This is a genomic window from Sphingopyxis soli, from assembly GCF_018682675.1.
Classification (GTDB): Bacteria; Pseudomonadota; Alphaproteobacteria; order Sphingomonadales; family Sphingomonadaceae; genus Sphingopyxis; species Sphingopyxis soli.
On sequence record NZ_JAFMTR010000069.1, the window covers coordinates 1 to 15411 of the forward strand.

Consider the following 15411-nt stretch of genomic DNA (forward strand, 5'->3'; position numbering starts at 1 on the left):
CTCGATAACGGCCCACGCCTTCGCGGGGGCGACGGTTTATGTCAATGCCCGCTGCCGCTGAGCGCCTTGACGATGTCGTCGGCCATCTTCTTGGCGTCGCCGAGCAGCATCATCGTATTGTCCATATAGAAGACGTCGTTGTCGACGCCGGCATAGCCGACCCCGCCCATCGAGCGCTTCACGAACAGCACCGTCTTCGCCTTTTCGACGTCGAGCACGGGCATTCCGTAAATCGGCGACGACTTGTCGGTCTTTGCCGCCGGGTTGGTCACGTCGTTCGCGCCGATGACGAAGGCGACGTCCGCCTGCGCGAACTCGCCGTTGATGTCCTCCAGCTCGAACACCTCGTCATAAGGAACGTTCGCCTCGGCGAGCAGCACGTTCATATGGCCCGGCATACGCCCCGCGACGGGGTGGATCGCATATTTGACGTTCACGCCTTCCTTCTTCAGCTGGTCGGCCATTTCGCGCAGCGCGTGCTGCGCCTGCGCGACCGCCATGCCGTAACCGGGGACGATGATGACATTTTCGGCCTGGCTCATCAGGAAGGCGGCGTCGTCGGCGCTGCCCGGTTTCCACGGCCGCTGTTCCTTCGCGCCACCGCCGGCACCCGCGTCGGCATCGGCGCCGAAGCCGCCCGCGATCACGCTGATGAAGCTGCGGTTCATCGCGCGGCACATGATGTACGACAGGATCGCACCCGACGAGCCGACGAGCGCGCCGGTGATGATCATCGCGGTGTTGCCGAGCGTAAAGCCCATGGCCGCCGCGGCCCAGCCCGAATAGCTGTTCAGCATCGACACGACCACCGGCATGTCGGCGCCGCCGATCGGGATGATCAGCAGGAAACCGATCAGGAAGCTCAGCGCGGTGATCGTCCAGAAGACCCATGGGCTTTGGTCGGTCAGGAAATAGGCGACGAGGCCGATGATCGCGGCGAGCGTGCCGAGGTTGATGACATGGCGTCCCGGCAGCATGATCGGCGAGCCCGACATATTGCCGTTGAGCTTGAGGAAAGCGATGACGCTCCCCGAGAAGGTGATCGCACCGATCGCGATGCCAAGGCCCATTTCGATGCGGCTGACGGTGAAAATCTGCCCGGCCGCGTCGGCAATGTGGAAGGCTTGCGGGTTGAGATAGGCCGCCGCCGCCACCGCGACCGCGGCAAGGCCGACGAGGCTGTGGAACGCCGCGACGAGCTGCGGCATCGCGGTCATCGCGATCTTGCGCGCCATGACGATGCCGATGACCGCGCCGATGCCGATCGCGCCGAGCACTTCGGCGATCGCGATCGTGTCGAACGCGCCCTCGCCCGTCCGCGGGACATGGGTCAGCAGCGTGGTGACGACCGCGATCGTCATGCCGATCATGCCGTAGCGGTTGCCGCGTCGCGACGATGCCGGGCTCGACAGGCCGCGCAGCGCCAGAATGAAGAGGATGCCCGAGGCCAGATAGGCCAGCGCCACCCAGGGATTGATCGGTGCTACTTCGTGCATGCTAATTCCCCCGTCGGGCCGTCCGTCCCCGGCCCGTCACATCCATGGATTGCCGCGCCTCAGCGCTCTTTCTTCTTGTACATGGCGAGCATCCGCTCGGTGACCGCAAAGCCGCCGAAAATGTTGATGCTCGCCATCACCACGGCCGCAAGCCCCAGCCATTTCGACAGCGGCGATCCGGCGGCCGCGCTGGCGATCAGCGCACCGACGATGATGACCGAGGAAATCGCGTTGGTGACGCTCATCAGCGGCGTGTGCAGCGCCGGCGTCACCGACCAGACGACGAAATAGCCGACAAAACAGGCCAGAAGAAAAATCGAGAAAATCGAGATAAAGTCCACGGCCGGCTCCCCTGCTGATTCCGCTTGGCGCACCTATTGCCGTGCGCGAGGGGGCGTGTCGACTCCAAAGCTGTCAAAAAAACGGGCGCACCCTTCCCGATCGGGGGAAAGATGCGCCCGGCGCGTAATAAAATTACGCGATGCAGCTTACATCTTGGGCAGCAACACCGCATCGACGACGTGAATCACGCCGTTCGACTGGGCGACGTCGCCCTGCGTGACGAGCGCCTTGTTGCCGCTTGCGCTGGTCAGCAGGATCGCGCCGTCGCTCTTGGTTGCGGTCAGATCCTGGCCGTCGGCGGTCTTGAGCGTCGCGCTGCCCTTGCCCTCCGCGATTTTCGCCTCGATGTCGGCGATCGTCAGCTTGCCCGGCACGACATGATATTTGAGCACGCCCGCAAGCACATCCTTCTGCGCGGGGCGCATCCAGCCGTCGCGCGTCACGGCGGGAATCTGCGCAAAACCATCATCGGTCGGCGCAAAGACGGTGAAGGGGCCGGGACCGGACAGCGTCTCGACGAGGCCCGCCTGCCTGACCGCGGCGACAAGCTGCTTGTGGATCGGCGAGGCCGAGGCGTTTTCGACGATGGTCCTGGTCGGCAGCATCTCGGCGCCGCCGACGGTCGGGTTGCTGCTGGCGGTGACGACATCGCCGGTCGCGGCGGTATCGGTCTCGGCCTTGGGTGCCTCGGCGGCCTTGTCGCACCCGGCAAGCGCCAGACCGGCACCCACTACGGCCGCGAGCAGCATATGTTTCGTCATCCCGTCATTCTCCTTGAAACAAAAGGCGAAATGCCCCGGATTCCTCGAAACCGCGCGCACTCGCACCGAAACGCGCCCTGCGGCGCGAAAGTTTCAGAAGAAAGACAGTGCGGAAATGCTTATCCCAGCAGCCGCTCGTTGACGACCTTGCCGCCCTGCGTCAGGCGCACAGCATTGCCGATTTCCTCGTCGAGCACCGGTTTGCCGGCTTCCTTGTCCCAGAAGGCCGAGAGGAAGTTGAACAGGTTGCGGCTGAACAGCGCGCTGGTGTCGGCAGGCATCAGCGCCGCGATATTCTTCGCGCCGATCACAGTGACGCCATGGATCTTCTTCGTTTCGCCAGGCGCCGATCCCTCGACATTGCCGCCGCTTTCGGCCGCCATGTCGACGATCACGCTGCCCGAGCGCATCGTCGCCAGCTGCGCGTCCGAGATCAGCCGCGGCGCGGGGCGCCCCGGGATCAGCGCGGTGGTGATGACGATGTCCTGCTTGGCAATGTGCGACGAGACGAGTTCGGCCTGCGCCGCCTTATATTCGTCGGACATTTCGGTGGCATAGCCGCCCGCGCCTTCGCCCTCGATCCCCGCGACGCTCTCGACGAAGATCGGCTTCGCGCCGAGCGAGAGGATCTGTTCCTTGGTCGCCGAGCGAACGTCGGTCGCGCTGACCTGCGCCCCCAGACGCCGCGCGGTCGCGATCGCCTGCAGCCCCGCGACGCCGACGCCCATCACGAACGCCTTGGCGGCGCTGACGGTGCCCGCGGCGGTCATCATCATCGGAAAGGCCCGGCCATAGGCGTTCGCCGCCATCAGCACCGCCTTGTACCCCGCGAGGTTCGCCTGGCTGGAGAGGATATCCATCGACTGCGCGCGCGTGATGCGCGGCATGAATTCCATCGCCAGCGCTTCGATCCCGAGCTTCGCATAGTCGTCGATGCGCGCGCGTTCCCCGAACGGGTTGAGCCCCGCCGCAAGCCAGGCGCCTTCGGCAAAGCCCTTGAGGTCTTTGGGGTCCGGCCCCTGGATGCCGAGGATGATGTTCGCACCCTTCAGCACGTCGGCGCGGCTGCCCACGCTGGCGCCGGCAGCGGCATAATCGGCGTCGGCGATCGATGCCGCCTCCCCCGCTCCCGTCTCGACGGCCAATTCAGCGCCCAGCCCGATGAATTTCTTCACGGTTTCGGGGGTCGCGGCGACGCGGGTCTCGCCGGGGGCGAGTTCCTTCAGGACAGCGATGCGCATGGCGATCGGCCGGTCAGGAGATGATGAGGACGACGAAGGCCGCGACGACCACCGTGACGATCGTGCCGATTTTCAGCATGCTGAGGAAACCCGCATAGGTTTCGTTCGCCGCTTTCATTTCCTGTTCCGCCATGCCCTGTCCCCTTTGCCTGTTCGTCGAAAGGCGCGCCCACGCACCCAAGATCGCTTCGGATGCGCGGGTGGCGCGCCCCAGAATCGAGCGTCGCGCCGGTCTTAGCCACGCCTTTCGCGATGCTCAAGGGGCGCTGGCCGGAAAAAGCCCTTCATCGTGGCGAAAGCCGAACGGCCTTAATAGCCCCTTTACCCCTATGCCGTAGATCACAGCGCTTGAACGGATGGCACGGCATCAGACATCCGAACATAGGGGCAGAACGGGGATTATGGCCAGCACGCGCGACACGCGAACAGTAATGATCGTCGACAGCGAGCCCGCCCAGCAGCGGTTCCTGTCGGCCTTGCTGTCGCGCGGCGGCTGGCGCAGCATCGTCGCGGGCGACACCGACACCGCGCTGGCGAAGCTGGGCACGCAGGAGGGCATGGCGCTCGACGCCGTCCTCGTCGACCAGGGCACGCCGGGCATGGAAATCGGCGAGTTCGTCGCCGAACTGCGCCGCTGGCGTCCTGCCCTGCCCCTCATCGTCATCACACTGCGCAACAGTGTCGAGGTCGCCGTGTCGTCGATGCGCGCGGGCGCCAGCGATTTCGTGCAAAAGCCGATCGCCCCCGACCGCCTACTCGGCGCGCTCGACCGCATCGTCTCGCCGAACGGACCGCAGGGCGAACTCCGCCCGCTCACCGAAAAGCTCCGCGCGCCGCTGGCGTTCGAGGAGATCATCGGGTCGAGCCCCAATTTTCGCAGCGCGCTCGCGATCGCCGCAAAGGCCGCACGCGCGCGCGTCCCGGTGATGATCAACGGCAAGCCCGGCACCGGCAAGGAAGTCTTCGCCCGCGCGATCCACAGCGCGTCGCCGCGCGCGCGCGGCCAGCTCGTGATGGTCGACTGCTCGGCGGTGTCGCCGGGCCTGATCGGCTCGGGCCTGTTCGGTCACGAACGCGGCGCCTTTCCGGGCGCCTTCGACCGCCAGATCGGCCGTCTTGTCCAAGCCGACGGCGGCAGCATCATCATCGACCATGTCGAATGCATTCCGCTGGAAACGCAGGCCAAGCTCGTGGAGTTCATAAACTCCGGCGAAGTCCAGATGATCGGCGGCTCGATCCGCCAGAGCGTCGATGTCCGCATCATCGCGACGACCGCGAGCCCGCTCGACAAGCTGATCGAGGCCGGCCACTTCCGCGAAGATCTCTACTACGCCCTCTCGACCGCGCAATTCACCCTGCCCTCGCTTTCGGAACGCCGCGGCGACGTCGGCCCGCTTGCCCGCCACCTGCTCGCTCGCATCGGCGGGCTGCCCGGTATGGGCCAGATCGGGATCACCGACGACGCGCTGCGTCTGCTCGCCGCCTATGCCTGGCCGGGCAATGTCCGCCAGTTGCAGGACGTGCTGTTCCGCGCCGCGACCTCGAGCAAGACCGATGTCCTGACCGGCGCCGATTTCAAGGCGATCGAGGCCGCGCTCGGCGGCGGCACGCCCGGCGGCGAAGGCGATGTCGCGATCAACGGCGAAGCGATCGGCGTCACGCTCTATCTGCCCGACGGCAACCTCCGTCCGCTGGAGGAGATCGAGGCCGACGTCATCCGCCTCGCGATCGGCCACTACCGCGGCCGCATGAGCGAAGTCGCCCGCCGCCTCGGCATCGGCCGCTCGACGCTCTATCGCAAACTCAGCGATCTGGGGATCGATACGGCGGCCTGAACGACCGGCACAATATAGACAATATAGGTTGTGTTCCCCCGCGAAGGCGGGGGCCCATCATGCTACAGCGCCATTTTGAACCCTCCGAAATGGATCCCCGCCTTCGCGGGGAAGCACCACCGATTTGTCAGTCTTGCCCCGTCAGCGCCGCATCGCGCAGCCCGCGCCAAACTCGCAGCGCCTGCCGCGTCTCCGCAACGTCGTGAACGCGCAGCAACTGCGCGCCCTGCGTCGCCGCCTGATAATGGAGCGCGACGCTGCCCCCCAACCGCTGGTCGGTCGGCGCCTCGTTATCCAGCGCGCCGATCATCCGCTTCCGGCTTGCGCCGAACAGGACCGGGCAACCGAGCGTGTGGAACAACGCCACCCCGTTCACCAGCGCCAGATTGTCCGCGACCCCCTTCCCGAAACCGAGCCCCGGATCGACGATGATCTTCGCCGGATCGATCCCCGCCGCGGTACAGGCCGCGATGCGTTCGGCGAGCATGTCGTAAACGTCGAACAGAATATGCGAATAGGCACCGCCTTCATGCGGATCGCTTTTCGCGGACGGCGCGTGCATCAGCACCACCGGGCAGCCTGCGCGCGCGACAACCTCCATCGCGCGCTCGTCATAGCGCAGCGCCGAAATATCGTTGACGACCGTCGCGCCCGCCGCGAGCGCGGCTTCCATCACCGCCGCCTTGCGCGTGTCGATCGAGACGGCAACGCCGCCCTTCGCGAGCGCCGCAACGACACCCTCGACGCGCTGGATTTCATCGCCTTCCCAGACCAGCGGGGCACCGGGGCGGGTCGATTCCCCGCCGACATCGACGATCGCCGCTCCGGCGGACGCCAGAGCATAGCCTGCCTCGCCGACCGCAGCGGCATCGACATGCTTGCCGCCGTCCGAAAAACTGTCGGGCGTCACGTTGAGGATGCCCATGATCTGCGGCTCGTTCAGCCGCACCATGCGCTCGCCGAGCTGCAGAGCGCCGCGCGGGCGCGCGACCGCGGCCCGCTGGGCCGTCGCTGCCGCGGCGAGCCGGTCGGGCATCGCCGCGATCCAGGCATCGAGTTCGGGAACCGGTACGATCGCCGATCTGACCTCGTCAGTGTCGCGCAGGCTGACGTGCCACGCCGCGAACCATAGCAACGTATCGGCGATCCGCAGGCAGGCCTCGTCCAGCTCGTGCCGCCGGTCGACGAAGCAGACCGGACGGCAATAGACGCGGGCCTCCTCCCACGTCTTGCCGAAATCGGACTTGGTCAGCGGCTGGAACATCAGGCCTCGTTGGCGAGCAGCCAATCCTGCCGTACCGCGTCGATCACGCGGAGCTGCTTGCCGTCATCGACGTGCCAGAAGGTCCAGCCGTTGCAGCTCGGCGCACCCTGCACGCCCGCGCCGACCTTGTGGATCGATCCCGCAGGCTGCCCCTCGCATTCGAGGCTGCCGTCGACGCGCACCTTTGCCTTCCAGCGCCGTTTCGCATCGGTCAGCACCGTGCCGGGTGCGATCAGTCCGCCCTCGACCAGCGTCCCGAACGCCACGCGCGTCGCGGCCTGCGGCGCCATCATCGTCTTCACCGCGCTCTCGTCGAGCGGCAGCGCCATCTCGATGCGTTCGAGCGCGGCCTCGATATAATCATCCTCGCGCTCGATCCCGATGAAGCGACGGCCGAGCCGCTTCGCCACGGCGCCGGTGGTGCCGGTCCCGAAGAAGGGATCGAGGACCACGTCGCCGGGGTTCGAGCAGGCCAGCAGGATGCGATAGAGCAAGGCTTCGGGCTTCTGCGTCGGATGGACCTTGTGTCCGCCCTTCTTGAGCCGCTCCTGCCCGCCGCAGATCGGGATCAGCCAGTCGCTGCGCATCTGCAATTCGTCGTTCAGCGTCTTCATCGCGCGATAGTTGAAGGTATATTTCGCCTTTTCGCTCATCGACGCCCAGATCAGAGTCTCGTGCGCATTGGTGAAGCGGGTGCCCTTGAAATTGGGCATCGGGTTCGCCTTGCGCCAGACGATGTCGTTGAGGATCCAGTAACCCTGATCCTGCAGCGCGGCGCCGACCCGGAAGATATTGTGGTAGCTGCCGATCACCCAGATGCTGCCGCCGGGCTTCAGGATGCGCTTTGCTTCGGCAAGCCAAGCATGGGTGAAACGGTCGTAGGCGCCGAGGCTGTCGAACTTGTCCCACTCGTCGTTGACCGCGTCGACCTGGCTGCCGTCGGGGCGATGCAGATCGCCGCCGAGCTGGAGATTGTACGGCGGGTCGGCAAAGATCATGTCGACCGACGCCGCGGGAAGCGAACGCATCATCTCGACGCAGTCGCCCTGCAGGATGCTGTCGAGCGGCAAATCGGCGTGGCCGACCTTGGGCGCCGATTTCGACGCGCGCTTCGCCGCCGGGGCCTTGACCCGTTCCATCACACCCATGTCTGCACCCCGTTCTTGCTCGAAAGAAGGCCCTGATGAGTCCGGCGGAGTCCGCCGTCAAGCTCGGGATTCTAGGGATTCCAGGTGTCATAATGGTTAACGGCACGAGAACGAAACGAGTCTGCCACGACATATGGAGTCATGCGCGACTCGCAGACTCAACCACTGGTGGTGTGGCGATGAGGACTCACCCGCGAAAAATAATTTCAGATCCCCGGATCGACCCCCGTCAGGTCGATCGAACGGTGCCACAGATCGCGCGCCAGCTTCGGATCGCGGGCGTCGCGCGTCGCGCGGGCCGGGCCCGACCGCCCCGATATCTCGCCCAGCCCCTGCGGCCCCAGATAATCGCCGCCCTGCACATGCGCGCCGGTCGCCGCTTGCAGCGTCGGCCACGCGCCCTGCGCCGCGCTGTTGAAAAAGGGCGTGGCCAGCGGCGTCATATAGCGCAGCGGCAGCGGCAGGTGCCGCGTCAGCTCGGTCATCGCGACGCCGGGGTGGCATCCGATCGCCTGCGTCGCGCGACCCGCCGCGCTCAATCGCCGGTCGAGCTCGTACATGAAGAGCAGGTTCGCGAGCTTGCTCATCTGATAACGCGGCCAGTGATGATAGCTGCGGCTCGCATCGAGGTCGCTGTAATCCATCGCCCCGCTCCTGTGCGCGATGCTGGCGGTGACGACGATCCGGTCGTCGACATGGCCGTGGACCAGCCCGGTGAAGGCGAAGGTGCCGAGGTGATTGACCCCGAATTGCAGCTCATAGCCTTGTCTGGTCAGCGTCCGCGGCGGGATCATCACCCCGGCGTTGTTGATCAGCACGTCGATCCGCGGCCCGGCGACGACAGCGGCGGCCGCCTCCCTGACCTGGTCGAGATCGGCGAGGTCGAGCGGCTGGAAGCTCAGTTCGGCGGCGGGCGCCTCGTCGCGGATCCGATCCATCGCCGTCTCGGCGCGCCCGGCGTCGCGGCAGGCAAGCACGACATGCGCGCCGCGCGCCGCGAGCACCCTTGCGGTCTCGAAGCCGAGCCCCGCATTCGCCCCCGTGATCAGGAAACGCCGCCCCTCCTGCTGCGCAACATCGTCGGCCGTAAACCCGCTGCGCATGTCTCTCTCCCGCCGTCAGATCAGGGTCAGTTGCGCAACCGGCGCGAAACTGGCCCGGTGATGCGGCGTCGGTCCATGCTTGCGCAGCGCCGCGAGATGCTGCGCCGTGCCATAGCCCATATTGGTCTCCCAGCCAAAGCCCGGATAATCGCGCGCCGCCGCGACCATGAACCGGTCGCGATGCTCCTTCGCCAATATGCTCGCCGCCGATATGCACGGGTGCAGCGCATCGCCGCCGACAATCGCGCGCGCAGCATAGCGCCAGCGCGGCAGGCGGTTGCCATCGACCAGCACCTCGCCCGGCTCGATCCCCAGCGCCTCGACCGCACGCGTCATGGCGAGGAAGGTCGCCTGCAGGACGTTGATGCTGTCGATCTCGGCGACGCTCGCCTCGCCGATCCCCCAGCGGCAGCGCGCCTTGATCTCGACTTCGAGTTCGGCGCGGCGTTTGGCCGAGAGCTTCTTGCTGTCGTCGAGCCCGGCGATGCCGCCCTCGCAGAGCAGGACGGCGGCTGCGACCACCGGCCCCGCGAGCGGCCCGCGCCCGGCTTCGTCGACGCCGACGATCACGCCTCCCCCTCCCGCAAGCGGGAGGGGCAGCGAGACTTGCGAACCTGTTCGCTAGTCGCAGCGGGGTGGGCAAAGCCGGCGGCGGGAGGAGAGATCAAATGCGCCACGGCGGATACCGGCGATACTCGCCCGCCTGATAAAGGCAGAGCCGATTGCCCGCGGGATCGGTCAACCGCGCCTCGCGCCAGCCCCATTGCTCGTCCTTCGGCATCTGCTCGAACTGCACCCCGCGCCGCGCGAGGTGCGCGACCCACGCATCGAGCGCTCCCGATTCCAGATAGGTTACGACACCATCTTCTCCCCTCCCGCTGGCGGGAGGGGTCGGGGGAGGGCTTGTTCCATTAGAAATGCCCTCCCCTAGCCCCTCCCGCAAGCGGGAGGGGGACACATGGATCGACAGCGTCACACCATTCGCCGCCGCAAACCGTGCATACCCATTGCCGGGACTGTCGACGATCTGCGAGAGCCCCATCTGTTTGTAGAAGGCGACCGACACCGCATAGTCGTTCGCGGGCAAGGTGATCTGGTTGAGCGCCGGGCCGGTGAACAGCCCGTCGTTGCGCACGAACTGCTGCCCCATCGGACCATGCCCGCTGCCCAGTCCCGGTGCGCCCATCAGCGCGAGCCGCACGAAATCGCGCGCCCGCGCAACCGCGGGTTCGAGCGGCATTCCCTGCGCAAGTCCCGTTGCGATCGCGCTCGCCAGCGTACAGCCCGTGCCATGCGTGCTGGTCGTGTCGATCCGCGGCGCCTCCCAGCGCGCAACCTCGCCCTCGCCCGTTTCGAGCAGGCGGTCGATCACCGTCTCGCCCTCGCCGTGGCCGCCCTTGACGAGCAGCGAACAGCCGTGCGCCAGCACCGCCTCCTCGCCGCCGAGCGCGTCGAGTTCGGGCAGGTTCGGCGTCGCGACCATTGCGCGACCCAGCAGCGCCCTGAACGCGGCGATCGTCGCATCGTCGGCAAGCAAAGATCCGCTCGTCGCGACCATCACCGGATCGAACACCACCGCCGCCGGTGCAAGGTCGGGCCGCGTCAGCCGTTCGGCGACCGCCGCCGCAGTCGCCGCGCTGCCGATCATCCCGATCTTCACCGCATCGACACCGATATCCGCGACCACGCTGTCGATCTGCGCGATCACCATGTCGGTCGGAACCGGATGGACAGCCTGCACGCCCAGCGTATTCTGCGCGGTGATCGCGGTGACCGCGGTCATCGCGTGGCCGCCCAGCATCGTCACCGCCTTGATATCGGCCTGGATCCCCGCACCGCCCCCGCTGTCGGAACCGGCGATGATCAGAACGCGCGCGGTCACGACGCATCTTTCCATTCAGCGTCACCCTGAACTTGTTTCAGGGTCCATGGCCCGACGATCCCTTCAACACGGCGTTGACCGAGGGGATAGGCCATGGATGCTGAAACAAGTTCAACATGACGACGGGTGGAAGAAATCAACGTTTGAACTTCCGCTCCGTCGAGGCGGGGAATTTCGCGAGCGCCGCGCCTTCGCGCAGCGGCCGGTCGAGCAGGTCGCCGCCGCAATTGGGGCATCGCTCGTCGAGCTTGTCGGCACAATCGGCGCAGAAGGTGCATTCGAACGAGCAGATGAACGCGCCGTGGATATCGGCGGGCAGGTCGCGGCCGCAGCGTTCGCAATCGGGTCGCATTTCGAGCATTGTCTAACTTCCTTCAATTCCGTTCGTGCTGAGCTTGTCGAAGCACCGTTCTTGTCTTCATCGTCGCCAGAAGAAAATACGGCCCTTCGAAAAGCTCGGTGCGAACGGAGGGTTGTAAATTCACTGCGCCGCGACGCGCACCGCGTCGCAGATCATGTCGACGACCCGTTCGACCTGCCCCGCATCGTCGCCCTCGGCCATCACGCGGATCACCGGTTCGGTTCCCGACGCGCGGATGACCAGGCGGCCGTGTCCGTTCAGCGCCGCCTCGCCCTCGGCGATAGCGGCCTGCACCTCGGCGTTGTCCAGCGGCTTGCCGCCCGCGAAACGGACATTCTTCAAAAGCTGCGGTACGGGATCGAACCGGTGCAGCAATTCGCTCGCGGGCTTCCCCGCCCCGACCAGCTCGGCCAACACCTGCAACGCCGCCAGCGTCCCGTCGCCGGTCGTCGCATGGTCCGACAGGATCATATGCCCCGACTGCTCGCCGCCGACATTGAACCCGCCGCTTTTCATCCGCTCGAGAACATAACGGTCGCCGACCTTGGTGCGCTCGAGCCGCAGCCCTTCGCCTTCAAGGAAACGCTCGAGCCCCAGGTTCGACATCACCGTCGCGACGACGCCGCCCCCCTTCAGCCGCCCCTGCCGCGCCCAGCTTGCGCCGATCAGCGCCATGATCTGGTCGCCGTCGACAAGCCTGCCCTTTTCATCGACGATAATCAGCCGGTCGGCATCGCCGTCGAGCGCGACGCCAATGTCGGCGCCGCTCGCGACGACGGTTTCCTGCAACAGGCCCGGCGCGGTCGACCCGCATTGGGCGTTGATGTTCGTGCCATTGGGCTCGACCCCGATCGCGACGACGTCGGCGCCCAGCTCCCAGAACACCGTCGGCGCGCTGTTGTACGCGGCGCCGTTGGCGCAATCGAGCACCATCTTCAGCCCGTCGAGCCGGACCGATTCGGGCAGGCTCTGCTTCACCGCGTGGATATAGCGGCCGCGCGCGTCGTCGATGCGTTTGGCGCGCCCGATATGCGACGGGTCGGCAAGGCGCGCTTCCTGCGTCAACAGGAACTCGATCTGCATCTCGTCCTCGTCCGACAGCTTGTAACCGTCGGGGCCGAACAGCTTGATGCCGTTGTCGAGAAACGGATTATGACTCGCAGAGATCATCACGCCCAGATCGGCGCGCATGGACCGCGTCAGCATCGCCACCGCCGGGGTCGGCATCGGCCCGACCTGCACGACGTCCATGCCGACGCTGGTGAACCCCGCGACGAGCGCGTTCTCGAGCATATAGCCCGACAGTCGCGTGTCCTTGCCGATCACGACGCGATGCTTGTGGTCGCCGCGCAGGAAGTGTGCGCCCGCCGCCATTCCGACACGCATCGCGGTTTCCGCGGTCATCGGAGCCCGGTTGGTCAGCCCGCGAATCCCGTCGGTTCCGAAAAACTTGCGCATGGCACCTCTGCTACCTAATCCGGTGGACAGGACAAGAGCCCGCCCGCGACACCGGACGGCCCTAGGTCACCCATTTTGGCTTGGCAAGCTGGCCGGGACCGGCACCGGGAGAATCGGACTTGAAATCGGCATGGATCATCCTTTCGGCGCTCGTCGTCGGCATGTTGCTGGGGGTCGCGGTCGAAAGCCTGTCTCCCGCCGCCGGAGCCGCCAGCCTGCCCTATGTCGAGACCGCCGGGCTGCTCTGGCTCAACGCGCTGAAAATGACGATCATCCCGCTGATCGTCGCGCTCCTCATCACCGGCATCACCGCGACCGCCGATGCGGCGCGCGCGGGCAAGCTCGCGGGCCGCGCCGTCGCGATCTTCATTGCCGGCAACCTGATCGCGGGGCTGATGACCCTGCTCCTGCTGCCGCTCCTGCTCCGCGCCTTTCCGATGTCGGCCGCCGCCGCCGGGGGGCTGCGCCACGGACTCGGCGGGCACGCCGAAACCGCCGCGTCGCCGACCTTCGCCGACTTCATCCTCGGCCTGATCCCCACCAACCCGATCGCCGCCGCCGCCGAAACCTCGATCCTGCCGCTGATCGTCTTCACGACGATCTTCGCCTTCGCGATCACGCGCATCGGCACGGCGGAGCGCGCGACGCTGTCGGGCTTCTTCAAGGCGCTCGGCGACGCGATGCTCGTCGTCATCGGCTGGGTGCTCGCGCTTGCGCCGATCGGCGTCTTCGCGCTCGGTTACGCGCTCGCGGTCAAGGCCGGGGTCGCGGCGTTCGGCGGTCTGCTCCACTATGTGCTGATGCTGTCGATGATCGGCACCGGCACGATCGTCCTCGCGCTGCTGCTCGCCGTCTTCGTGGTCGGCGTCTCCTTGCCGCGCTTCGTCCGCGCGATGGTCCCGACCTTCGCGGTCGCGCTCAGCACGCAAAGCTCGCTCGCCAGCCTGCCCGCCATGCTCCGCGCCTCTGCCGAACTCGATGTCGATCCCAAGAAGGCCGATATCGTCCTGCCGCTCGCGGTCGCGCTGTTCCGGTTCACCAGCCCGGCGATGAACCTCGCGGTCGTTGTCTATGTCGCCTGGCTGTTCAACATCGAACTGACCCCGTGGGAGATGGCGGTCGGCCTTGGCGTCGCGCTCGCCGCGGCGCTGTCGTCGGTCAGCCTGCCCGGTTCGATCAGCTTCGTCACCTCGATCGCGCCGATCGCGATCGCGATGGGGGTTCCCGTCGCGCCGCTCGGCCTGCTCGTCGCGGTCGAAACCTTTCCCGACATCTTCCGCACCCTCGGCAATGTCGTCGCCGATGTCGCCGCAACCAAATATGCCGCCGATGGTGTAGAAGAGGATGCATCCCCCGCAGGAGTCGTTTCATGAAATATCGCACCCTCGGCCACGGCCTCGAAGTGTCCGCGATCGGTATCGGCTGCATGCCGATGATCAAGGGCGGCAACATCCTCTACGGCGAGGCCGCCGACGTGGACGAATCGACGCGCACGATCCACCGCGCGATCGACCTTGGCGTCACCTTCTTCGACACCGCGCAAATCTATGGCCCCTTCACCAACGAGGAGCTGGTCGGCGAAGCGATCAGGGGCAAGCGCGACGGCCTCGTCATCGCGACCAAATTCGGCTTCAGGTTCGACGGCAAGCAGATCGTCGGCGTCGACGGCAGCCCCGAGAATGCGCGCCGGTCGTGCGAGGGCTCGCTCCAGCGGCTCGGCATCGACACGATCGACCTTTTCTACCAGCACCGCGTCGACCCGGCGGTGCCGATCGAGGAGACCGTCGGCGGGATGATGGAGCTGGTGAAGGAGGGCAAGGTCCGCCACATCGCCCTCTCCGAAGCCGGGCCCGAAACGATCCGCCGCGCCGCGAAGGCGGCGCCGATCACCGCGCTGCAGAGCGAATATTCGATCTGGGAACGCGACGTCGAAGAGGAAATCCTCGGCGCCTGCCGCGAAAACGGCATCGGCTTCATCCCCTATTCGCCGCTCGGCCGCGGCTTCCTCGCGGGCACGATCCGCAGCCGCGACGAGCTGCCCGAGAATGACTGGCGCCGCAACGACCCGCGCTATTCGGAGGAGAATCTGCCCGCCAACCTCGCGATCGTCGACGCCATCGCCGGCGTCGCGGCGAAGCATGGCGTGTCGAACGCACAGGTCGCCCTCGCGTGGCTGCTCGCGCAGGGCGACGACATCGTCCCGATCCCCGGCACCAAGCGCCGCGTCACGATGGAAGACAGCGTCGCCGCCGCCGACGTGACCCTCACCGCCGAAGACCTCGCCACGATCGACGCCGCAGCGCCGGTCGGCGGGACCAGCGGGCCGCGCTACGGCGAAACGGGCATGCGGATGGTGCGGCTGTAGGCCCGGTAGCGAGCGGTTGCGGCCATGCGATCCTCCCCATCGACTTGCGATGGGGAGGGGGAGTGCACCGGGGGACTGGACGACCCAGCACTCCGCGAAGCGGTGGTGGAGGGGCGGCGAGCGTTAGCGAGCGCTGCGCGCTCGGCCCCTCCGTC

15 protein-coding genes are annotated in these 15411 nt (G+C 66.7%); 3 read left to right on the top strand and 12 right to left on the bottom strand.

Annotated features, from left to right (window positions below):
* Window positions 1-41: 41 nt before the first annotated feature.
* From J1N50_RS11405 to J1N50_RS11425, 5 genes are all read right to left on the bottom strand, one after another.
* Entirely contained in the window at window positions 42-1496 is a 1455-nt protein-coding gene (locus tag J1N50_RS11405) for an NAD(P)(+) transhydrogenase (Re/Si-specific) subunit beta (RefSeq protein WP_215353577.1), read from the bottom strand.
* Window positions 1497-1555: 59 nt separating this feature from the next.
* On the bottom strand, window positions 1556-1837 hold the full coding sequence (locus J1N50_RS11410; protein WP_058457190.1) for a proton-translocating transhydrogenase family protein: 282 nt from the start codon (window positions 1835-1837) through the stop codon (window positions 1556-1558).
* Between the two features lie 147 nt (window positions 1838-1984).
* Window positions 1985-2599 (bottom strand): fasciclin domain-containing protein, encoded by a 615-nt coding sequence (locus tag J1N50_RS11415; RefSeq protein ID WP_215353578.1) that lies wholly within the window; start codon window positions 2597-2599, stop codon window positions 1985-1987.
* Between the two features lie 119 nt (window positions 2600-2718).
* Complete coding sequence (locus J1N50_RS11420) at window positions 2719-3840, bottom strand: NAD(P) transhydrogenase subunit alpha (RefSeq protein WP_215353579.1); 1122 nt, start codon at window positions 3838-3840, stop codon at window positions 2719-2721.
* Between the two features lie 13 nt (window positions 3841-3853).
* On the bottom strand, window positions 3854-3973 hold the full coding sequence (locus J1N50_RS11425) for an aa3-type cytochrome c oxidase subunit IV (RefSeq protein WP_215353580.1): 120 nt from the start codon (window positions 3971-3973) through the stop codon (window positions 3854-3856).
* Window positions 3974-4241: 268 nt separating this feature from the next.
* Between J1N50_RS11425 and J1N50_RS11430 the strand changes: the two genes are divergently transcribed.
* Window positions 4242-5675 carry a sigma-54-dependent transcriptional regulator gene (locus J1N50_RS11430; RefSeq protein WP_215353581.1) on the top strand — a complete coding sequence of 478 codons (1434 nt, stop codon included), beginning with the start codon at window positions 4242-4244 and terminating at the stop codon, window positions 5673-5675.
* A 127-nt stretch (window positions 5676-5802) separates the two neighbouring features.
* On the opposite strand, the gene folP is transcribed toward J1N50_RS11430, so the two are convergent.
* From folP to glmM, 7 genes are all read right to left on the bottom strand, one after another.
* Window positions 5803-6939: a dihydropteroate synthase gene (gene folP, locus J1N50_RS11435; RefSeq protein ID WP_215353582.1), complete on the bottom strand. Its 1137-nt coding sequence runs from the start codon at window positions 6937-6939 to the stop codon at window positions 5803-5805.
* A complete protein-coding gene (locus J1N50_RS11440) occupies window positions 6939-8087 on the bottom strand; it encodes a site-specific DNA-methyltransferase (RefSeq protein ID WP_215353583.1) in 1149 nt (382 codons plus the stop codon). The genes folP and J1N50_RS11440 overlap by 1 nt, the downstream gene beginning before the upstream one ends.
* Before the next feature lie 206 nt (window positions 8088-8293).
* A complete protein-coding gene (locus J1N50_RS11445) occupies window positions 8294-9190 on the bottom strand; it encodes an oxidoreductase (protein ID WP_215353584.1) in 897 nt (298 codons plus the stop codon).
* 15 nt (window positions 9191-9205) lie between these two features.
* Window positions 9206-9760 carry a ribonuclease HII gene (locus tag J1N50_RS11450; protein WP_215353585.1) on the bottom strand — a complete coding sequence of 185 codons (555 nt, stop codon included), beginning with the start codon at window positions 9758-9760 and terminating at the stop codon, window positions 9206-9208.
* 94 nt (window positions 9761-9854) lie between these two features.
* The gene (thiD, locus tag J1N50_RS11455; protein ID WP_343227870.1) at window positions 9855-11072 is read right to left on the bottom strand and encodes a bifunctional hydroxymethylpyrimidine kinase/phosphomethylpyrimidine kinase; all 1218 of its coding nucleotides are present in this window, start codon (window positions 11070-11072) and stop codon (window positions 9855-9857) included.
* Window positions 11073-11208: 136 nt separating this feature from the next.
* A complete protein-coding gene (locus tag J1N50_RS11460; RefSeq protein WP_058457200.1) occupies window positions 11209-11433 on the bottom strand; it encodes a DUF1272 domain-containing protein in 225 nt (74 codons plus the stop codon).
* A 120-nt stretch (window positions 11434-11553) separates the two neighbouring features.
* Complete coding sequence (gene glmM, locus J1N50_RS11465; protein WP_215353587.1) at window positions 11554-12891, bottom strand: phosphoglucosamine mutase; 1338 nt, start codon at window positions 12889-12891, stop codon at window positions 11554-11556.
* A gap of 119 nt (window positions 12892-13010) precedes the next feature.
* On the opposite strand from glmM, the gene J1N50_RS11470 reads away from it, so the two are divergent.
* The gene (locus J1N50_RS11470) at window positions 13011-14264 is read left to right on the top strand and encodes a dicarboxylate/amino acid:cation symporter (RefSeq protein WP_215353588.1); all 1254 of its coding nucleotides are present in this window, start codon (window positions 13011-13013) and stop codon (window positions 14262-14264) included.
* The gene (locus J1N50_RS11475; RefSeq protein ID WP_215353589.1) at window positions 14261-15256 is read left to right on the top strand and encodes an aldo/keto reductase; all 996 of its coding nucleotides are present in this window, start codon (window positions 14261-14263) and stop codon (window positions 15254-15256) included. Before J1N50_RS11470 ends, J1N50_RS11475 begins: the two co-directional genes overlap by 4 nt.
* Window positions 15257-15411: the final 155 nt, after the last annotated feature.

Coding starts and splice junctions, on each gene's coding strand:
- J1N50_RS11405 (WP_215353577.1), bottom strand. CDS start 1,496: ATGCACGAAGTAGCACCGATCAATCCCTGGGTGGCGCTGGCCTATCTG.
- J1N50_RS11415 (WP_215353578.1), bottom strand. CDS start 2,599: ATGACGAAACATATGCTGCTCGCGGCCGTAGTGGGTGCCGGTCTGGCG.
- J1N50_RS11420 (WP_215353579.1), bottom strand. CDS start 3,840: ATGCGCATCGCTGTCCTGAAGGAACTCGCCCCCGGCGAGACCCGCGTC.
- J1N50_RS11425 (WP_215353580.1), bottom strand. CDS start 3,973: ATGGCGGAACAGGAAATGAAAGCGGCGAACGAAACCTATGCGGGTTTC.
- J1N50_RS11430 (WP_215353581.1), top strand. CDS start 4,242: ATGGCCAGCACGCGCGACACGCGAACAGTAATGATCGTCGACAGCGAG.
- folP (WP_215353582.1), bottom strand. CDS start 6,939: ATGTTCCAGCCGCTGACCAAGTCCGATTTCGGCAAGACGTGGGAGGAG.
- J1N50_RS11440 (WP_215353583.1), bottom strand. CDS start 8,087: ATGGGTGTGATGGAACGGGTCAAGGCCCCGGCGGCGAAGCGCGCGTCG.
- J1N50_RS11445 (WP_215353584.1), bottom strand. CDS start 9,190: ATGCGCAGCGGGTTTACGGCCGACGATGTTGCGCAGCAGGAGGGGCGG.
- J1N50_RS11460 (WP_058457200.1), bottom strand. CDS start 11,433: ATGCTCGAAATGCGACCCGATTGCGAACGCTGCGGCCGCGACCTGCCC.
- glmM (WP_215353587.1), bottom strand. CDS start 12,891: ATGCGCAAGTTTTTCGGAACCGACGGGATTCGCGGGCTGACCAACCGG.
- J1N50_RS11475 (WP_215353589.1), top strand. CDS start 14,261: ATGAAATATCGCACCCTCGGCCACGGCCTCGAAGTGTCCGCGATCGGT.